This window comes from Streptomyces sp. NPDC002092, from assembly GCF_053593775.1.
The window spans coordinates 122,874-142,807 of record NZ_JBSFDG010000022.1 but is presented as its reverse complement, the minus strand read 5'-3'; the positions used below and the strand labels follow the sequence as shown (position 1 = coordinate 142,807).

General features: G+C 71.5%; 18 protein-coding genes. 14 read left to right on the top strand and 4 right to left on the bottom strand.

What is annotated here, in order from left to right; all coding sequences use genetic code 11:
* Window positions 1-669: 669 nt before the first annotated feature.
* The 13 genes from ACWCRD_RS38385 (at window position 670) to ACWCRD_RS38325 (ending at window position 12,789) form a co-directional block, all read left to right on the top strand.
* A complete protein-coding gene (locus ACWCRD_RS38385) occupies window positions 670-1,704 on the top strand; it encodes a serine/threonine-protein kinase (protein WP_450970313.1) in 1,035 nt (344 codons plus the stop codon).
* Entirely contained in the window at window positions 1,692-2,486 is a 795-nt protein-coding gene (locus ACWCRD_RS38380; protein ID WP_450970318.1) for an endo alpha-1,4 polygalactosaminidase, read from the top strand. Before ACWCRD_RS38385 ends, ACWCRD_RS38380 begins: the two co-directional genes overlap by 13 nt.
* Before the next feature lie 128 nt (window positions 2,487-2,614).
* Window positions 2,615-3,877, top strand: a complete 1,263-nt coding sequence (locus tag ACWCRD_RS38375) for an MFS transporter (RefSeq protein WP_450970312.1) — start codon at window positions 2,615-2,617, stop codon at window positions 3,875-3,877.
* 224 nt (window positions 3,878-4,101) lie between these two features.
* Window positions 4,102-5,808, top strand: a complete 1,707-nt coding sequence (locus tag ACWCRD_RS38370) for an FAD-dependent oxidoreductase (RefSeq protein WP_450970311.1) — start codon at window positions 4,102-4,104, stop codon at window positions 5,806-5,808.
* 162 nt (window positions 5,809-5,970) lie between these two features.
* A complete protein-coding gene (locus tag ACWCRD_RS38365) occupies window positions 5,971-6,507 on the top strand; it encodes a hypothetical protein (RefSeq protein ID WP_450970310.1) in 537 nt (178 codons plus the stop codon).
* A 307-nt stretch (window positions 6,508-6,814) separates the two neighbouring features.
* The gene (locus ACWCRD_RS38360; RefSeq protein ID WP_450970309.1) at window positions 6,815-7,420 is read left to right on the top strand and encodes a class F sortase; all 606 of its coding nucleotides are present in this window, start codon (window positions 6,815-6,817) and stop codon (window positions 7,418-7,420) included.
* Window positions 7,421-7,533: 113 nt separating this feature from the next.
* Window positions 7,534-8,676, top strand: coding sequence for a SchA/CurD-like domain-containing protein (locus ACWCRD_RS38355; RefSeq protein ID WP_450970308.1), 1,143 nt, complete (start codon window positions 7,534-7,536; stop codon window positions 8,674-8,676).
* Between the two features lie 67 nt (window positions 8,677-8,743).
* Window positions 8,744-9,154, top strand: a complete 411-nt coding sequence (locus ACWCRD_RS38350; RefSeq protein WP_344398925.1) for a cupin domain-containing protein — start codon at window positions 8,744-8,746, stop codon at window positions 9,152-9,154.
* Entirely contained in the window at window positions 9,151-10,419 is a 1,269-nt protein-coding gene (locus ACWCRD_RS38345; RefSeq protein WP_450970307.1) for a beta-ketoacyl-[acyl-carrier-protein] synthase family protein, read from the top strand. Before ACWCRD_RS38350 ends, ACWCRD_RS38345 begins: the two co-directional genes overlap by 4 nt.
* Window positions 10,416-11,669 (top strand): beta-ketoacyl synthase N-terminal-like domain-containing protein, encoded by a 1,254-nt coding sequence (locus ACWCRD_RS38340; protein WP_450970306.1) that lies wholly within the window; start codon window positions 10,416-10,418, stop codon window positions 11,667-11,669. The genes ACWCRD_RS38345 and ACWCRD_RS38340 overlap by 4 nt, the downstream gene beginning before the upstream one ends.
* 29 nt (window positions 11,670-11,698) lie before the next feature.
* Window positions 11,699-11,953 (top strand): acyl carrier protein, encoded by a 255-nt coding sequence (locus ACWCRD_RS38335; protein WP_450970305.1) that lies wholly within the window; start codon window positions 11,699-11,701, stop codon window positions 11,951-11,953.
* A 1-nt stretch (window position 11,954) separates the two neighbouring features.
* A complete protein-coding gene (locus tag ACWCRD_RS38330; RefSeq protein ID WP_450970304.1) occupies window positions 11,955-12,434 on the top strand; it encodes an SRPBCC family protein in 480 nt (159 codons plus the stop codon).
* Between the two features lie 22 nt (window positions 12,435-12,456).
* Window positions 12,457-12,789, top strand: coding sequence for a TcmI family type II polyketide cyclase (locus ACWCRD_RS38325; protein WP_450970303.1), 333 nt, complete (start codon window positions 12,457-12,459; stop codon window positions 12,787-12,789).
* Window positions 12,790-12,863: 74 nt separating this feature from the next.
* Here ACWCRD_RS38325 and ACWCRD_RS38320 read toward each other — a convergent pair whose 3' ends face one another.
* A complete protein-coding gene (locus ACWCRD_RS38320; RefSeq protein WP_450970302.1) occupies window positions 12,864-13,892 on the bottom strand; it encodes a methyltransferase in 1,029 nt (342 codons plus the stop codon).
* 48 nt (window positions 13,893-13,940) lie between these two features.
* On the bottom strand, window positions 13,941-14,999 hold the full coding sequence (locus ACWCRD_RS38315; protein WP_450970301.1) for a right-handed parallel beta-helix repeat-containing protein: 1,059 nt from the start codon (window positions 14,997-14,999) through the stop codon (window positions 13,941-13,943).
* A 205-nt stretch (window positions 15,000-15,204) separates the two neighbouring features.
* Between ACWCRD_RS38315 and ACWCRD_RS38310 the strand changes: the two genes are divergently transcribed.
* On the top strand, window positions 15,205-15,819 hold the full coding sequence (locus ACWCRD_RS38310; RefSeq protein WP_450970300.1) for a response regulator transcription factor: 615 nt from the start codon (window positions 15,205-15,207) through the stop codon (window positions 15,817-15,819).
* A gap of 25 nt (window positions 15,820-15,844) precedes the next feature.
* Here the strand turns inward: ACWCRD_RS38310 and ACWCRD_RS38305 are convergent, their stop codons facing one another.
* Both ACWCRD_RS38305 and ACWCRD_RS38300 read right to left on the bottom strand, forming a co-directional pair.
* Window positions 15,845-18,145, bottom strand: a complete 2,301-nt coding sequence (locus ACWCRD_RS38305; RefSeq protein WP_450970299.1) for an ATP-binding cassette domain-containing protein — start codon at window positions 18,143-18,145, stop codon at window positions 15,845-15,847.
* Window positions 18,142-19,863 (bottom strand): ABC transporter ATP-binding protein, encoded by a 1,722-nt coding sequence (locus ACWCRD_RS38300; RefSeq protein ID WP_450970298.1) that lies wholly within the window; start codon window positions 19,861-19,863, stop codon window positions 18,142-18,144. Before ACWCRD_RS38300 ends, ACWCRD_RS38305 begins: the two co-directional genes overlap by 4 nt.
* Window positions 19,864-19,934: the final 71 nt, after the last annotated feature.

Below are 19,934 nucleotides of genomic sequence, written 5' to 3'. Positions count from 1 at the left end.
GACAAGCACGACCGACCCGACCGCCTCACCCGTACCAATGCATCAGCGGGTGCAATAGTGAAAATACCGACGCACTAAAGGTGAAAACGACCTCTGAGCTCAGGTTGTAGAAGAGGGGGGCCATGGACAGCCGAACTCGCAAGCTGCCCCTTGTCGTATGCGTGCTGTCCGTCGGCGCATTTCTCATGGGCAGCACCGCATTCGTCGTGGTCGGTCTGCTGCCGGCCGAGGTCGCGGACGATCCGGACGTCAGTGTGTTCCGGGCCGGACTGCTGATCACAGCGTTCGCTGTCGGCACGATCAACGGGCCTGATTGCGACACTGCGTCTGCCGCGGCGCTCAAGGCTGGTGCTGGCACTCGTCGTGTTCGCCGTCGGCCATGTGGTCGGCACGGGTGCAGGAGCAGGGTCGGCGCTGTCTGCTGCTACCGGCGACCCGACCGGTACGCCGACCCCAGCGCCGCCCGGCCGCAGGGACGCGATGCCCGGCCGTAGTTCGTCCGGCGTCTCCAGGTGCCGTGGCGCGCGCCCCCGCCAGGGCCGGATCGAGACGTCGCTGCTCCCCTGCATCGAAGTTGCACACCGGACTCACGTGTCCCAGTACTAGTCTGATCTTCGAATGCACGTGAACAGCTCTTCGAAGCACGGCACATGGGAAAGGTGACCCGCGATGTCGCTGAGCCTCGGCGATCCGGAGTCCATAGGCGGCTATGCGCTGGTCGACCGGCTCGGTAGCGGCGGCATGGGGATCGTCTATCTGGGGCGCTCGGACTCGGGACGACAGGTCGCGGTCAAGGTCGTACACGCCCCGTATGCGCAGGACGAGGAGTTCCGGACGCGCTTCCGGCAGGAGGTCGCGGCGGCCCGCCGGGTGAGCGGCGCGTTCACCGCGCCGGTGGTGGACGCCGATCCGGACGCCGAACAGCCGTGGATGGCGACGCTCTTCGTCCCCGGCCGCACGCTGTCGGACACCGTGGCCAAGGACGGCCCGCTGCGCGGACGCGAGTTGCGCGTGCTCGCGCTGGGTCTGGTCGAGGCGTTGCGGGACATCCACCGGGTGGGCATGGTGCACCGCGATCTGAAGCCGAGCAACGTCCTGATGGCCGAGGACGGCCCCCGCGTCATCGACTTCGGCATCTCGTACGCCGTCGACAACGAGGCCCTCACCATGACCGGCCGGCTGATCGGCACCCCGCCCTTCATGTCCCCGGAGCAGTTCGCCGCGCCGCGCGAGGTCACCGGCGCCTCGGACGTCTTCTCGCTGGGCTCGGTGCTGGTGTACGCGGCCACCGGAAACCGTCCGTTCGACGGCGACAGCCCGTACTTGACGGGGTATCAGGTGATGTACGAGGCCCCGGACCTCGACGGCATCGCCGAACCGCTCCGGAGCATCGCCGAGCGGTGCCTGGACAAGAACCCGGCCGCCCGCCCCGGCCTCGACGAACTCCATCGTATGCTCCGCGAGTTGCCGGACTCCGACGTACCGCCAGTTGTCTCCGTCGTGCCGGTCGCACCGGGACTGCCCGACTCCGCGGAAGCCGACCGCCGGGCCTCCCGCACCCACCCCTTCGCGCCGGGCCCGGCCGCGGACGCGGGAAGGGCGGAAGCGGTCGGAACCGGACCGGCCACGGACCCCGGCGGCGGCGCGTCCTCATCGGCATCGCCGCTGCCCTGGCGGTCACCGGAGTGGGCATCGCCGCGGTGAGACTCGGGTCGCACCACGACGACGCCTCCCCGCCGCCGACCGGATCCGTGTCCGCCTCGCCTTCGGCTCCCACGGTGACCCTGCCGCCGAAGCATGTGCAGTGGGACTACCAGATCGGCGGCGCGTACCCCCTGACGGCCGGTGCCCGGGTCGTGAGCCGCGACCACGACAGCGAGCCCGCGCCGGGCGTCTACAACATCTGCAACATCAACGCCTTCCAGGCACAGAAGGGCGAGGAGCGCGACTGGGACTCCGACCTGCTCCTGCGCGACGCCAAGGCCGACGTCGTGTACGACAAGGACTGGGGCGAGGCGGTCCTGGACATCCGCACGGCCGCCAAACGGCAACGGATCGCCGCCAGGCTGAACAGCTGGACCGACGCGTGCGCGGCCAAGGGGTACAAGGCCGTGGAGCCCGACAACTACGACGTCTTCACGCGCTTCCCGAAGTACCTCAAGGCCGGCCAGGCCGAGGCCTTGATGAAGCTGCTGTCCGCCCATGCCCACGACAAGGGCCTGGCCATCGCCCAGAAGAACGCCGCCGAGCTCCTGTCCGACCGTGCGTCCCTGGGCCTGGACTTCGCCGTCGCCGAGGAGTGCGCCGAGTGGAACGAATGCGGAGAGTTCGCAGAGGCATACGGCGACAATGTGCTCGTGGTCGAGTACACGGCGAAGGGCATGGCGAAAGCGTGCACCAACTGGGGCGGCAGCCTGAGCATCGTCCGCCGTGACGAGTCGGTCGTGCCCGAGGGCACCGGCGGCTACGTGCACCAGACCTGCTGACGCCCGCTCGCCCTGCGTGAACTGCCTGGCGTTTTTGTGGAATTGTGGTTTGCACTTTGCCTGTGCTTGCGTTGCCCGCTGCGCCGCCCGGACCTAGCCTCACCTGCGAAGCCGTGGGAAGGGCAGGCATGCTGAAGACCGTCCGCGAGCAGGCATCGGGTCTCACCAAAGATCAGCGCAATGCTTTTGTCGCCGCCTACCTGGGCTGGGCGATGGACGCGTTCGACTACTTCCTGGTGGTCCTCGTCTACAGCGAGATCGCCGACGACTTCCATGTCTCCCTCACCGACATGGCCTTCCTCACCACCGCCACCCTGGTGATGCGCCCGGTGGGTGCGCTGCTCTTCGGGATGTGGGCGGACCGCAAGGGCCGACGGCTCCCGCTGATGGTCGACGTCTGCTTCTACTCGGTCGTCGGGTTCGCCTGCGCCTTCGCACCCAACTACGCCGTGCTGCTGGTGCTGCGCCTGCTGTACGGCATCGGCATGGGCGGCGAGTGGGGCCTGGGCGCGGCGCTGGCCATGGAGAAGATCCCGGCCGAGCGGCGCGGTTTCTGGTCGGGGCTGCTGCAGAGCGGTTACTCGCTGGGATATCTGCTCGCCGCCGTGGCGTTCTTCGGCATCGAACCCGCCTTCGGCTGGCGGGGGTTGTTCGCCTTCAGCCTGGTGCCCGCCCTGGTCGCCTTGTGGGTGCGTACCCGGGTGGAGGAGAGCGAGGTGTGGGAGAAGAGCGTGGCGCTCAACCGCACCCCCGCCTACCAGGTGTTCAAGAACCCGGCGGTGCTCAAGCGCTTCGTCTATCTGGTCGCGCTGATGACCGCCTTCAACTGGATGTCGCACGGCACCCAGGACGTCTATCCGACCTTCGTCAAGAAGGGCCTGGGCCTGTCCCCGGACACCGCGATCGCCATCGCCGTGGTCTACAACATCGGCGCCATCATCGGAGGCATGGTGCTCGGCGCCTACTCCGAGAGGCTGGGCCGCCGTCGCACGATCATGGTCGCGGCTGCCGCGGGCCTGGCCGTCGTGCCCTTCTTCGTGCTGTCCACCGCCGTGGGCTGGCTGATGCTCTCCTCCTTCCTGATGCAGGTGTGCGTACAGGGCGCCTGGGGTGTCATCCCCGCGCATCTGACCGAGATGAGCCCGGATGCCATCCGGGGCTTCTACCCGGGTGTCACCTACCAACTGGGGAACCTGATCGCCGCCCTCAACCTGCCGATCCAGGAGGCCATCGCCGAGCGGCACGGCTATCCGGCGGCGATGTCGTGGACGGTGGTGCCCGCCCTAGCGGTGGTGATCGTCCTGAGCGCCGTCGGCAAGGAGGCCAAGGGCATCCGGTTCGGCAGCACCGGCACGCACGTCCCGACCACCGCAACGGCGGACACCGCCTAGCGGAACACCGATCGACGCGACGCGCACCGGCGCGAAGCGCAGCGCCATGGCGACCACGACGGCACTTCGCCCGTTCGGGTCAGCGGTCATCCGCCCGATCCGGCGTGTCGTCCTTGCCCGAGCGCCGCTCGTCGTACTCACTCCCCGCCTTCCGTGCCCGTTGGCCTGCCCACCGGGTGACAGGCGGGCGAAGCCTGAGGTGCCGTCCGTTTCCCGGGGCATGCATGAGGATCCCCGGCCGTACGGCGGGGCTCCATGCGCGGGAGGCGAGAGTGACGAACGAACGAGCCGATCTGGCCGGCCGGCACACCCACAGGGTCCCGGTGCTCATCGTCGGGGGTTCCCTGGTCGGCCTGTCGACCTCGTTGTTCCTCGGGCGACTGGGCGTGCGCCATCTGCTGGTGGAGCGTCACACCGGCACCTCCATCCACCCGCGTGGCCGCGGCAACAACATCCGCACCATGGAACTGTTCCGAGTTGCGGGAATCGAGCCGGCGATCCATGAGGCCGCCGCCACCCTGGCCGACAACCACGGCATCCTGCAGACCCCCACCCTGGTCACAGACGCGGGGGAGTGGCTGTTCCGGGAGATCGACCCCGGCGGCGGAGTGGCCCGCTTCAGCCCCGGCGCCTGGTGTCTGTGCAGCCAGAACGACCTGGAGCCGGTCCTCCTCGAACAGGCCGCGGCGCTCGGCGGCGACCTGCGCTTCGCCACCGAACTGATGTCGTTCGAGAGCGACCCCACCGGTGTCACCGCGGTGGTCAAGAGCCGGGAGACGGGCGAGCACAGCACCGTCCGCGCGGACTACCTCGTCGCCGCAGACGGCCCCCGCAGCCCCGTCCGCGAGCAGCTCGGCATCGGCCACAGCGGCCCCGGCGACCTGTTCCACAACGTCAGCATCACCTTCCGCTCCCGCCGCCTCGCGGACGTCGTCGGCGACCGCCGCTTCATCGTCTGCTACCTCACCGACCCGGAAGCCGACGGCGCCCTGCTCCCGGTGGACAACCGCGAGCACTGGGTCTTCCACGCCCCCTGGCACCCCGAACACGGCGAAACCCTGGAGGAGTTCACCAACCGGCGGTGCATCGAGCACATCCGCCGCGCGGTCGGCGTACCGGACCTCGACGTGGAGATCACCGGCCGGGCACCCTGGCACGCCGCCCAGCGCGTCGCCCGCAGCTACCGCTCCGGACGGGTCTTCCTCGCCGGAGACTCGGCCCACGAGATGTCACCCACCGGAGCCTTCGGCTCCAACACCGGAATCCAGGACGCCCACAACCTCGCCTGGAAGCTGGCCGCGGTGCTCGGCGGCTGGGCCGGGGAGGGCCTGCTGGACTCCTACGACGCCGAGCGCCGCCCGGTGGCGGAGGCGACCAGCGCCCGGGCCGCCGACCGGTCCGCCGAGCACAGCCACCCCGGGTTCACCCCGCCGCCCGACGCCGGCGGCGGCCCGCGGCGCGGTATCCTCAACGTCGCCCTCGGCTACCGCTACCGGCAGGGCGCCGTCGTCGGCACCGACCCGGCGGCCGCGGTCGTGCCGGAGAACCTCGAACTGACCGGCGAGCCCGGCAGCAGGGCACCCCATCTGTGGGTGTGGCACGGGGCCGAGCGGATCTCCACCCTGGACCTCTACGAACGGTCCCTGGTCCTGCTCAGCGACGGCGGCGACCCGAGCGGATGGCACCGGGCCGCAGGCCGCCTCGCCGAGGAGCTGTCGGTGCCCATCCGGGCGTACCGCGTGGGCAGCGGACCCGGGGCCGAACTGGTACCGGAAGGGGATGCCCAGTGGACGGAGCGGCATGGCATCACAGCCGGGGGAGCCGTGCTCGTGCGGCCCGACGGGTTCGTCGCATGGCGGTCGCCCGGCCCGGAGCAGGACGCCGAACCGGTACTGCGGCAGGTCCTGAAAACCGTGCTGTCACTGATCTGATCACCCGCGGTGGGACCCCTGTCTCAACCCTTGGTCCTGTCACCCAGGTGATCGCCCCGACTGGTGGTGAGGTGACGACTGACTGACGGTGGTTCACGTCGGGGTCCGGTCAAGTCAGCTGATGAAGTACCAGCTGCCGGGCCTTGGCGGAAGGACGTTCCTATGCGTTCTGCTCGCATTTTTCTGGCCACAGCGGCGGCTTCCGCCGTCCTCGCCATCGGTGCGCCCGGCGCGTTCGCAAGCGGTGGCGACGGGAATCATGACGGTTCTTCGCACGGCAAGGAGCACGGGAAGGAGCACGGCAAGGAGCACGGCAAGGAACACGGGAAGGAGCACGGCAACGAGTCCAGGCACGAGGAGCCGCGCGGCGGCGTGCACGCCGGCGGCGGTGCGCTGACCGCGGTGAACGACAACGGGGACTGGGGCGGCTCGCGGGACTCGAAGACGGATCCGGACACCTACCGGGACGACTCGTGGGGCAGCGACCACGACCACGGGGGCCGTGACGAGGACGGTGGCGGCCGCGGCAGTGACTCCTGGGGCGGCGGCGACCACGAGAAGCCCAAGGGCGGCATGCACACCGGCGGCGGGGCGCTCGCGGCGCCGACCGCGACCGCGGGCGGGCTGGCCGTACTGGGCGTCGTCGCCACCGGGCTGTATGCGGTGCGCCGCAAGAAGCCGGCCGTGGGCACGGCCTGACCCGTGCCCGATGCAATAGCGCAGCCGCGGCCGTCACCCGAGCCCCGTGCGGCGGCCGCGGCGTAGCGCTCCGCCGGGCCGCGCTGGAAGGGCCGCGCGGGCCGTCGACTGTCCGCGGCCCCGCGCCCCTTCAGGGCGCTGCCGCACCGCAGCGGATCGCGCCCGGCCTGTTCAGCGCCCCCGCCGTCGTGCCCGAATGAGGTGCTCTCCCATGGCAGTTCCTCCTCCCTCTCGTCCCTCTCCTCCCTCTCCTCACGCCGACGACCAACCGGCGCCCACCGAACCTGGACTGCCCCGCTCGGGCGTGATGATGATCTGCGCCGCCGCCTGCCTGGTGCTCGCAGCGAGCATGATCAGCGGACAGGACACCTCCGCCGACGCTCCCCACCAGCAGTCCGCCGCGTCCGTGCGGCACCCCGCCACGGCGACGATGTCCCCGGGGCAGCCGGTGGGCAAGCACCTGCCCCGGTCGATGCCCGTGCGCCTGCGCATCCCCAAGATCTGGGTCGACGCCCCCTTCACGGGCCTGTCCATCGGCCCCAACGGACAGCTGCAGCCTCCCCCCGCCAACAACACCAACCTCGTCGGCTGGCACACCAAGGGAGCCTCCCCCGGAGAGACGGGGACCGCGGTCATCGCCGGGCACGTCGACACCAAGACGTCCGCGGCCGTCTTCGCCAACCTCGGCCAGCTGACCAAGGGCGACGTCTTCTACGTCCAGCGCGCCGACGGGCGCACGGCGACCTTCCGGGTCGACAGCGTGGAGACCTTCGAGAAGGACGACTTCCCCAGCGACCGCGTGTACGACGACACCCCGCAGGCCCAGGTGCGGCTCATCACCTGCGCGGGCAACTACGACCGGTCGGTCATGGACTACACGGACAACCTGGTGGTCTTCGCCCACCTCGTCTGAGCGTCACCCGCGTAGGCCATACGAGTCGCGCGCTGCGGGCCACGGGCACACGATCGAGGAACGCCGACGCCGCCGACGCCGGCTTCCGCCCCCGCGAAGGAGATGTGCGCAGGATGACGACCACGTCCGAACGTGTTTCCCGTCCGCCGGCCCGACAGGTGTCCCCCCGGGTCTCCCAGTCCGTGTTCGACGGCTCCAGACTCCGGGTCGTCCTGCTGGTGGACGTCTACGACGGAGCCCAGCAGCAGTTCCTGGAGGCGTACGAGCTCCTGTGCAACCAGGTCGCCTCCGTCCCCGGACATGTCAGCGACCAGCTGTGCCAGTCCATCGAGAACCCCTCCCAATGGCTCATCACCAGCGAGTGGGAGAGCGCCCCGCCGTTCCTCGCCTGGGTCAACAGCGAGGAACACGTGCGGATGGTGGAGCCGCTGCACAGCTGCGTCCGCGACACCAGGTCGCTGCGCTTCCACATCGTCCGCGAGACCGGCAGCCCGGCCCCCGACGCCGGGCACGGCAAGCGCCGGCTCCAGGCGGCCCCCAGGATCGGCGACGGACTGATCCGGCACGCCCTCACCTTCACCGTCACACCGGGCAGCGAGGAGAAAGTCGCGAAGATCCTCGCCGACTACGCCTCACCCGAACCGAAGGTCGACGACTCCACGAGGCTGTGCCGCACCTCCCTGTTCATGCACGGAAATCGGGTGGTACGGGCCATCGAGGTGCGCGGCGACCTGCTCGCCGCACTGCGCCATGTCGCCCGGCAGCCCGAGGTGCGCGCCGTCGAGGAGGCCATCAACCCGTACCTGGAGCAGGACCGGGACCTCGACGACCCCGAGTCCGCCCGCGTCTTCTTCACCCGGGCCGCACTGCCCGCCGTCCACCACGTGACGCTGGAGCAGCAGGACCCGCAGGAGGAGCGGCACGCCCTGTCCTATCCGGTCCGGCCCGGCTGCGGCATGCGCCTGGCCGAGGCGCTGGCCCGGCAGGACGAGGCCGCGGCGGACGACCCGCGCAGCCCGATCCTGCGCAGCACCATCTTCCAGCGCGATGACGTCGTCGTACGCCTGATCGACGTACGCGGTGGACTGGCGGCCGCCGACCCCGCCCTCGCCCTCGGCCTCCAGGACCCCGGGCAGCTGGCCGAGCTGACGAGCTTCCGCATCGACGCGTCCGCGCCCCTGCACGGCGAGCTCGCACGCTGCATCGGGCTCGCCCGCATGGACCGCGTCACCGACCGCCGCTCGCCCGAGGCCTGAGCTGCCCTCAGCCGGCCGTGGCGGCCACAGCCCCCACGTCGATGCAGGACCTGATCGGAGGAACGCCGTGATCACATCCCGTCCCAGAATCGTGGATCTCAGCGAGGTCGAGCCCAACCGTCGGCGCGGCGGTGACCTGCGTGCCATGCTCACCCCCGCCACGGTCGGCTCCACCAGCGGATTCATGGGCGTCGCCATCGTCCAGCCCGGCGAGCGCATCGGGGAGCACTACCACCCGTACTCCGAGGAGTTCGTGTACGTCGTGTGCGGGGACCTGGAGGTGGACCTCGACGGCGTGCCCCAGCCGCTGCGGCCCGAGCAGGGTCTCATGATCCCCATGCACATGCGGCACCGCTTCCGCAACGTCGGCAACGTCGAGGCCCGCATCGTCTTCCACCTCGGCCCGCTGGCCCCGAGCCCGCCGCTCGGCCATGTCGACACCGAGGAGAGCGACGCCGCCGCGGAGGTCCCGTCATGACACGCCGGGTGGCGGTCACCGGCATAGGCGTCGTCGCACCCGGCGGCACCGGCATACCGGCGTTCTGGGACCTCCTGGCCGCCGGGCGCACGGCGACGCGGGGCATCACCTTCTTCGACCCGGCCGGCCTGCGCTCCCGGATAGCCGCCGAGTGCGACTTCGACCCGGCGGCGCACGGTCTCGACGCGGAGCAGACCGCACGGTGCGACCGCTACATACAGTTCGCCCTGGCCGCCGCGGCGGAGGCGATACGCGACGCCGGCCTGGAGCCCGAGCGGGAGAACCCCTGGCGGGTCGGGGTCTCGCTGGGCACCGCGGTCGGCGGCACCACCCGGCTGGAGCACGACTATGTGCTGGTCAGCCATCACGGGCAGCGCTGGGACGTGGACCCGCAGGAGGCCGGCCCGTATCTGCACCGTGCGTTCGCGCCCAGCACGCTCGCCTCCACGGTGGCCGAGCGGTTCGGGGCGCGCGGCCCGGTGCAGACCGTCTCCACGGGCTGCACCTCGGGGCTCGACGCCGTCGGCTACGCCTTCCACACCGTGGAGGAGGGTCGCGCCGACGTGTGCATCGCCGGCGCCTCGGACTCGCCGATCTCCCCGATCACCATGGCCTGCTTCGACGCGATCAAGGCCACGTCCGCGAACAACGACGACCCGGCGCACGCCTCGCGCCCCTTCGACGCCGACCGCGACGGGTTCGTCATGGGCGAGGGCGGCGCGGTGCTGGTCCTGGAGGAACTCGACCACGCCCGGGCCCGCGGCGCGCACGTGTACTGCGAACTCGCCGGCTACGCCACCTTCGGCAACGCCTACCACATGACCGGACTCACCCGTGAGGGCGTGGAGATGGCCAAAGCCATCGAGGCCGCCCTCGACCACGCCCGGCTGGACGGCACGGCGATCGACTACGTCAACGCGCACGGCTCGGGCACCCAGCAGAACGACCGTCACGAGACCGCCGCCGTCAAGCGGGCCTTGGGCCCGCACGCCTACGACACCCCGATGAGCTCCATCAAGTCCATGGTGGGCCACTCCCTCGGCGCGATCGGCGCCATCGAACTCGTCGCCTGCGTCCTGGCGTTGGCCCACCAGGTGGTCCCGCCGACCGCCAACTACGAGACCCCGGACCCCGAGTGCGACCTGGACTACGTCCCGCGCATCGCACGCGAACGGAAACTGGACAGCGTGCTCTCGGTGGGCAGCGGGTTCGGCGGCTTCCAGTCCGCGGTGGTCCTGACCCGGCCGAGGGAGAAGACACGATGAGCGAACCGCATCCACGGCGGGCGGCCATCACCGGAATCGGCGTGGTCGCACCCAACGGATCAAGCACGGAAACCTTCTGGAAGTCCGTCAAGGAGGGCATCAGCGTCCTCGACCGGGTCACCCGCGAGGGCTGCACGCATCTGCCGCTTCGGGTGGCGGGCGAGGTCCGCGACTTCGACCCCTCCACCGCCGTCGAGGAACGCTTCCTCGTCCAGACCGACCGGTTCACGCACTTCGCCATGGCCGCGGCCGACCTCGCGCTGGACGAGGCCCGGCTGGGCCGGGCCGCAACCGACGGCTCGCCCTTCTCCGTGGGCGTGGTCACCGCGGCCGGTTCCGGCGGCGGCGAGTTCGGGCAGCGGGAACTGCAGCAACTGTGGGGAAAGGGCAGCCGGTTCGTCGGCCCCTACCAGTCCATCGCCTGGTTCTACGCCGCCAGCACCGGCCAGATCTCCATCCGCCACGGGTTCAAGGGCCCCTGCTCGGTCGTCGCCGGCGACGAGGCCGGCGGCCTGGACGCCCTCGCGCACGCGGCGCGTGCGGTGCGGCGCGGCACCGACGTGATCGTGACCGGATCGACCGAGGCGCCGCTCGCCCCGTACTCCGTCGTCTGCCAGCTCGGCTACCCGGAGCTCAGCACCGAAGCCGACCCGGCCCGCGCCTACCGCCCGTTCACCTCCGCGGCCTGCGGATTCGTCCCCGCCGAGGGCGGCGCCATGTTCGTCGTGGAGGACGAGGAGACGGCCCTGGCGCGGGGCGCGCGCGTGCAGGCGGTGCTCGCCGGGCACGCGGCCACCTTCACCGGCGCCTCCCGTTGGGAGCAGTCCCGGGAAGGCCTCGCCCACGCCGTCCGGGGCGCACTGGCCGAAGCCGGCTGCGCCCCCGAGGAGATCGACGTCGTCTTCGCCGACGCCCTCGGCGTGCCGGAGGCGGACCGGGCCGAGGCCCTCGCGATCGTCGACGCGCTCGGCGCGCACGGCACCCGCGTGCCCGTCACCGCACCCAAGACGGGCATCGGCCGCGGCTACGGCGCGGCGGCGGTCCTCGATGCCGCGGCGGCGGTCCTCGCCATGGAGCACGGACTGATCCCGCCCACCCCCAATGTCTACGACATCTGCCACGAACTCGACCTCGTGACCGGCCGGGCCCGCGCCGCCGAGGCGCGCACGGCGCTGGTCCTGAGCCGGGGCCTCATGGGGTCGAACTCGGCGCTGGTGCTGCGGCACGGCGCCACCGGCACTTCGTCCTGAGGCGCCGCGGAGCAGTAGAGGAGAACCACATGTCCGACCGAATAACCGTCGAAGAGCTGGCCGAACTCATGAAGAAGTCCGCCGGTGTCACCGTCACCCCCGAGGAACTCGCGCTGCACAACCCCGGCTTCGACACCCTGGGCGTCGACTCGCTCGGCCTGCTGGGCATCGTGGGCGAACTGGAGAACCGCTACGGCACACCGATGCCGGCCGACGCCGAACGCTCCAAGACCCCCCGGCAGTTCCTCGACCTCGTCAACAGTGCCCTCATGACAGGAGCGTGAGATGACCGGACACACACAGAACGAGATCACCATCGCGGCGCCGCTGGACCTGGTCTGGGAGATGACCAACGACCTCGAGAACTGGCCGCGGCTGTTCACCGAGTACGCCTCCGTCGAGGTCCTGGCCCGGGAGGGACGCAAGACCACCTTCCGGCTGACCATGCACCCCGACGAGAACGGCACCGTGTGGAGCTGGGTCTCCGAACGCGAACCGGACCGCGACACGCTCACCGTCAGGGCCCGCAGGGTCGAGACGGGACCCTTCGACCACATGAACATCCACTGGCGGTACGAGGAAGTGCCGGGCGGCACCCGCATGGTGTGGACGCAGGACTTCGCGATGAAGCCGGAGGCGCCGGTCGACGACGCCTGGATGACCGACAACATCAACCGGAACTCCAAGGTCCAGATGGGGCTGATCCGGGACCGCATCGAGAAGGTCGCCGCCGAGCGCGGTGCCACTCCGGGTCTGACCGACTGAGCCGGACGGAGAACCAGCCCCCATGCACCAAGCACTGATCGTCGCCCGTATGGCCCCGGGGTCGGCCCCGGACATCGCCAAGGTGTTCGCGGAGTCCGACCGGGGAGAGCTGCCGCATCTCGTCGGGGTGGTCCGGCGCAGCCTCTTCCAGTTCGGCGACGTGTACATGCACCTCATCGAGTCCGAGCGGGAACCCGGACCCGCCATCGCCAAGGTGACCGAACACCCCGAGTTCCGGGACGTCAGCGAGCGGCTGTCCGCGTACGTCAGCGCGTACGACCCCGACACCTGGCGCTCCCCGAAGGACGCCATGGCGCAGCGCTTCTACCTCTGGGAGCGCGACCCGGCCGGCTGACCCCGCCGTGACCTCACCGGTCGCCGGGCCCGCAGTGCCGCGGGCCCGGCGACCGGTGGTCTTGAGGGGGCCGTTCAGCCCGGGACGTGACAGTCGAACGCGTGCAGATAGGGGTTGACCGGGCGGATGTCGTCGATGGCCAGCCCCGCCTCGGTCAGCCGGCCGACCATGCTGTCGGTGGTGTGCTTCGCCCCGCCGACGTTGAGGAGCAGCAGCAGGTCCATCGCGGTGCTGAACCGCATCGAGGGCGAGTCGTCGACGAGGTTCTCGATGACCACGACGCGGGCCCCCGGGCCGCCCGCCGCACGGACGTTGCGCAGCGTCCGGGCGGTGCTGTCGTCGTCCCACTCCAGGATGTTCTTGATGATGTACACGTCCGCCGCGACCGGCACGGACACCCTCACGTCGCCGGGCACCACGCAGGCGCGGTCCGCGAGGTCGCCGCCCGGCCGCAGCCTCGGCAGCGCGTTCTCCACCACCCGCGGGAGGTCGAGCAGAGTGCCGTGCAGCGAGGGGTACTTGTCCAGCAGGCTCACCAGCACATGCCCCTGCCCGCCGCCGAGATCGGCGACCGACGAACTCCCCGACAAATCGAGGAAGTCGGCGACGTCCCGCGCCGACTGCACGCTGGAGGTCGTCATGGCCCGGTTGAAGACGTCGGCGGACTCCGGGGCGTCCTCGTTGAGGTAGGGGAAGAACTCCTTGCCGTACAGGTCCTCGACGACATTGCGCCCGGTGCGCACCGCCTCGTCGAGCCTCGGCCAGGCGTCCCAGGTCCATGGCTCGGTGCACCACAGCGAGATGGCGCGCAGACTGTTCGGATCGTCCTCGCGCAGCAGCCGGGAGACATCGGTGTGGGCGAAGGTCCCGTCCGCCAGCTCCGCGAAGACGCCGTAGCAGGAAAGGGTCCGCAGCAGCCGTCGTAGCGGCTTGGCCTCCGCCTTCACCGCCGCAGCCAGGTCCTCCGCGGTCATGGGGGTGTCACCGAGGGCGTCAGGGACTCCCAGCCGGGCGGCGGCCCGGAGGGCGGCGGCACATGCCGCCGCGAACGCTAGCTCCCTCAGCCGCATGGACGGCGGTGGGGCTGTCTGTGCGGTCGTCATGTGCCGCTTCCTTCCTTCTGGGCCCGCAAGCGGGCCGTGACCTGTGGGTCAGCACATTCCCGCGGGCTGGGAGGCCCGGCAGGAGTTGTGTTCGAAGGTGTTGCCCGCGCCGTGGTCGGCGTTGATGAGGTCCGCCGGGGAGTTGCCCTCGACCACGTTGTCGCTGATCCGGTTGCGGTCGCTGGTGACTCCCACAAAGCTCTTGAACAGGACGATGCCGCCCGACATCGACGAGTTGCCGACGTTGTCCCTGACCACGTTCCGCGTCACCAGGGTGTCCTCGGCACCGGTCAGGACGATGCCGGAGCCCTGCAGGGCGTCCAGCCGCGCGGTCTTCGGGCACGACTTGTTGTTGCGTACGAGGAGGTTGTCGCGCACGGTCAGCGCCCCGGCCTTCGGCTTGTTCTCGTCGCCGACGACGAACACCGCCACGCAGTTGGCGGTCGCGCGGTTGCGAGCGACGGTGAGGTTGCGCAGGCGCCGGACCGTCAGGCCGATCCGGTTGCCCTCCAGCCGGTTGTGGTCGATCACTGTCCCCCCGGTGTCCGTGGCGCCTGCCTCCTCATTGATCGTGTTGGCGAGGAAGACACCCGCGTCGCCGTTGTTCAGGGCGCTGTTGTCCTGGATCAGAGAGCGGACCGAGCGCTCCTGGGCGATGCCCCACACGCCGTTGCGTGCCGTGGTCACATTCCGCACGGTCAGCCGGTCGGTGGCCATGGCGAACACCCCGGTCCTGGCGAAGCCCGTGACGGTCAGCGAGGCGATGGTGACGCCCTTGACGTCACGGTCCTTCGTGCCCAGGACACAGATACCGTTGCCGCCCTCGGCGCAGCTGTTGGCGGCCTTCTTCCGGCTCGGCTCGATCACTGTGGCTCGCCCCATGCCGCGCAGGGTCAGCCCGGGCGTGGTCACCTTGATGCTCTCGTGGAACGTGCCGGGGGCCACGAGAACGGTGTCTCCGGGCTTTGAGGCGTCCACCGCCTTCTGGATCGACTGGCCCGGCATGACCACATGGAACGCATGACGGGCGGCCGGCGGAGCGGCACCCAACCCGGTCCCGACCACCACGGCCGTGCACATCATGTATGCAATCCGGTATTTCTTCATATCGCGCACGCTATGACCAGATAGGACGTTTACCTGCCGAATGGGCCGTTCGGCGGCGTGTCCTGCGGGCACCCTGCGCCTGGCGCGGGCCCGGGGCGGGGCGGCATCCGTCAAATAGGCTGATAACCGGAGATACTTCGTACGGCGCCTTCGGAGTGTCCGGGGCGTGTCGCATGAGCAGGCCGCTGCGGGCCGGGCGGGAGCGATGTTGATCCGTGTTCTTCTCGTCGAGGAGACCGACCTGGTGCGCGGGGCACTGGCTGCCCTGCTGACACGTGAGGAGGACATCGACGTGGTCGCAGCGGCACCGGGGTGCGGGCAGGCCCTCACACGGGCGCTGTCGTACCGGCCCGATGTCGTCGTCATCGACTGTGACGGTGATGCCGTCGAGGACGGGGCGCTCGGTACCTCGCAGGAGCTGAGCGAGCGGCTTCCGGAGTGCCGGATCCTGCTGGTGGCCGGCGCGGCGACGCCCGAGTATCTGCGCCAGGCGCTGGCCCAGCCCGTCGCGGGACTCATCGGCAGGAACAGCCCCAGCAACTTTCTGACGGAGGGCGTGCGCAAGGTGGCGGCGGGCGGGCGGTTCATCGACCCGGAGCTGGCGCTGCTGGCGCTCTCCTCGGGTCGCAGCCCGCTGACCCCCAGGGAGCTCGAGGTGCTGCGGCTGGCGGCGGACGGCACTCCGACGCGGGAGATCGCGGAGCGGCTGTCGCTGTCGGTGGGAACGGTCCGCAACCACCTCAACGCGGTCTCCCGGAAGACCGGTGCACGCAACCGCATCGACGCGATCCGCATCGCCCGGCAGTCGGGCTGGCTGTAACCGGGTCCGCAGCGGGGCGCCCGCCTCACATGGCTCTACGGTGGGCGAGTTCGCCGCCCCCTGCCGGTCGCTCCGTGCTTTCTCGCCCGTCCCAGTGGCCGATGAGGTCGCGGTAGAGGGCGCAGTCGGCCATCAGCCGGTCGTGTGTGCCGAGGCGGCAGTGCGAGCCGTCCATGACGAGGACGAGGTCGGCGCGCAGCGCGGAACTGATCCGGTGGGCGCAGACGATCAGGGTGGCCGGGCTGTGGGCGAAGGCCCGTTCGGCGACCGCCTCCGCCGCCGGGTCGAGATGGCAGGTGGCCTCGTCCAGCAGGACCAGCCGGGCCGGCGGCAGCAGGGCCCGGACCAGGGCGATCAGCTGCCGCTCGCCTGCCGAGAGCACGGCAGGATCCACGGTCCCGCCACAGCCGCCGAGGCGCCGGACGAGCGCCTGCGCACCGATGGCGCGGACCGCCGCGTCCAGCTCGGACTCGGTGGCCGCGGGCTCGAGGTAGGCGAGATTCTCGCGCAGGGTGCCGGCGAACACATAAGCCTCCTGGGGGATCAGCACACGGCACCGTGCCAACCGGCCCCGATCCAGCTCCCGCACCGGCACACCGCCCAGCCGGATCAGGCCGGCCCGCGGTTCGAGCACCCCGGCGATCAGCGAGGCCAGCGTCGACTTGCCCGCCCCGCTGGGCCCCACGACGGCCAGATGCGTGCCAGGCGCGAGTACAAGGTCGAGATCCCGGACGACCGGCTCGGCGGAACGGGCGTATCCAAAGGTGACCCCGCACAACTCGACCCGGCCGTCGCGGGGCTGCGGTGCGACGGCGGAGGGGGCGGACGGTCCGGGGCGGCAGTCCGAGGGCTGAGCCCTCCCGAGCGGGTCGGCCGCGGCTGTGGGGAGTGGCGGTCCGGTGCCCCTCTCCAGGGATTGCGGCCTTGTGGGGCCGCCCGAAAACGCCGTGGTGGACAGGCTGGCAGCCCTGTGCGCCCCGGGGCCGAGGGCGGCGGGTGGCGCGTTGTCCGGCTTGGTGCTCTCGTCGAGGGAGTGCGGCCCTTCCGGCCCATCCGGCACCGCATGGCCGGCAGCCCTGCCTCGTACCGATCCGTCAGCAGCAGACCAGGCCTTGCCCGGCTCGGTGCCCCTCTCCAGGGATTGTGGCGTGCTCGGACCCCCAGGAAACACCCTGGGGATCCGGCGGGCAGTCCTGCGCCTTCCCGGGCCGGGGGCCATGTCCGGGTCGGTATCTCTTCCCGGAGTTCTCGGCTCGCTGGGCCCGCCCGGCACCATCCCTGGGAAGCCGTCGGCAGGACTGCCGCTTCCCGAGGCCTCGGCAGCGGGTGCGGCGTTGCCCGGCTTCGTGTCCGTAGGTCCGGGAGGGGGTGCCGTCGGGGTGGATGCCTCCAGGATTCGGGTGAGGGTGACCAGGAGCCACAGGCCACTGCCGCCGAGGCCCTGGACGAAGCCCCGCAGAGCCGGTTGCAGGGACTGGGAGACGTAGGTCAGGGCGCCCAGGACGGCTCCGGTCGTCATGCCGCCGTGGACCAGCCAGGGGGTTCCGGCGAGGATCAGCACGATCGGCAGCCAGCCGCCGACGCCCAGGGCGGCGGTCCGCACGGCGGTGAGCCGGGCCAGGGCGCGGGCCGCGTCCGCCGCCGCGTCGATGCGGACGCCGACCCGGGCCCGTACGACGTCCTCGGCACCGCAGGCCGTGACGTCCCGCAGCCCGTCGGCCACCGCGCCCACCTGCTCGGCGATGGCCTCGTCGGCCAGCACGACAGCCCGCTGCCGGGCGGCCATCGCGTGCAGGGCCAGCAGGAACAGCGCGAGCCCGGCCGCGAGGGGCGGCAGCACGAACAGCAGGAGGGCGGGATCGAGTACGACCAGCCCGAGCAGCACGCTCACCGCGGTGACCGAGAAGGTCTGCACGAACATCACGATCGCCCCGTACGACTCGCGGGCGATCTCGACCTGTTCGGTCAGCCGCGCGACGCCCGCCGTGTCGGGCGGTCCGGTGAGACGGGCGGAGCGCTGCAGCGTACCCGTGGTGACGAGGGTGACCAGGTCGTCGCGGAACGGTTCGACGACATCGGCGAGTTGGAGTGTGGCCTGCCGGGTGCCCCAGGCGCCGAGCAGGACGGTGCAGGCCAGCAACGCCAGCCAGCCGAGGCCTTCGGTACTGCGGCCGGCGAGGAAGCCGTCGTCGACGGCCCGGGCCACCAGCCAGCCGGAGAGCAGCGCGGGCACCGCCTGCACCAGCGACCAGCCGGCGAGCCGTGCGAACTCCCGGCGCCGGGCGCGGAGGGCGGAGCGAAGCAGGCCGTGGGCCGCCCGGTTCATCGCGGCCCCCCGTCGGGCGGCCGGAACACGGCCCGGTACTCCGGGTCCGCCCAGAGAACCCGGTGGGTGCCCTGTCCGCGGACGCGGCCCGCCTCCAGCCAGACGACGTGGTCCGCGCGGGCCGCGGTCGACGCCCGGTGGGTCACCACCAGCCGGGTACGGCGGGCGAGCCGCCCGGACCCGGTGAGCACCTTGCCGATGTGGTGCTCGGTGACGGTGTCGAGGCCGGCCGTCACGTCGTCGAGCACCAGGACACGGCCGGCCGGGCCGGCCTGGACGAACGCGCGTGCCAGGCCGACCCGTTGGATCTCCCCGCCGGACAGCGGGGCGGTGGCCGGCCGGGTGCCGTACCCCTCGGGCAGAGTCTGGAGGAAGGCGTCGGCGCGCGCGGCGGTCGCCCCCGCCAGCACCTCGGCCTGCGCGGGGGTGCAGGCCCCGAAGGCGATCGCGTCGGCGTACGTCTCGCCCAGCAGCACCGGCCGGTCGAAGCCGTACGCCACGGCCCGCCGCAGCGCCGCGCGGCCCACGTCAGGCAAAGGCACCCCGTCGAGCAGCACCTCGCCCTCGTTAGGGTCGGCCAGCCGCCCGGCCAGCGCGGCGAGCAGCGACTTGCCGGATCCCGAACGCCCCACCACGGCCGTCAGCAGGCCGGGCGGCGGGGCCAGGTCGACCCCGGCCAGTACCGTGCCGCCCTCCGGCGTGCGGACGGTCACCCGGCGGAACTCCAGCCGGCCGCCGCCCCCGTCCGGTAGTCGTGCGTCGCCGTACACCACCGCGGGTTCCGCCAGCACCTCGGCGACCCGCCCCGCCGTGGCGCGCGCGAAGGCGAGCCGGTGCGCCGAGGCCACCAGTGAACTCACCCCCGTCGCCAGCAGCACGTACTCGCTCGCGGCAAGCGTCTGGCCCGGTGTGATGCGGCCCCGGGCGAGCTCCAGTCCTGCCACCGCCAGCACGGCGACCTCCAGCAGGGGGACGACCGCAGCGTCCCGCGCGGAGACCCGGGCGTACGCCCGCCACATGCCCATGCCGTGGCGGTGCAGTTCCGGCAGCGGCTGCAGGATCCGCTCGGCCTCCCGGGCCGTGGTCCCGGCCGCGGTGATGGAGCGGATGCCGGTGAGGGCGTCGACGAGGCGTCCGGCGATACGGCCCTGCGCGGCGAAGTAGCGGTCGTTGACGTCGGAGACGTCACGGACGAAGGCGCGCACCACCAGGACGACCAGCGGCAGCCCGGCGAGGAACGTCAGGCACAGCCAGGGGTCGATGAGGGCCAGCGCGACCACCGCCCCGACCGGGGGCAGCACTTCGGTCACCGCCCACACCAGACCCGAGGGCGCGCTGCCGGTCCGGGCGGTGTTGCTCACCAGGCGCGTCACCAGATCGCCGGGAGTGTGGCGGCGGGTGGCACGGGCGCCCATGTCGAGGATGTGCCCCAGCAAGGTGTGACGCAGCCATGCCGTGGAGCGGGAGTTGGCCACGGCGCCCGCGTAGTCGTCCGCCGCGTCGCACACCACGAGGAGCGTGACGGCCACGGCGGACAGGGCCAGCCACAGGGTGGCGTCACCGCGCCCCAGCACGGCGTCGACCGTGCGGCCCATGACGGCGGGCAGGAGGACGTAGACCCCCGCGAGCACAAGGGATGTGGCGGCCAGGGCACCGCCCCAGCTGCCGCCCCGCCGGACCGCGGTCAGCAGTAGTCGGTCCGCCGCACGTCGGTCCACGGGCCGCTCCCGTCTGCCGTCGCCGGACGGTTTCCGGCGGAGGGAGGCGGGGACACCGGAGGTGCCCCCGC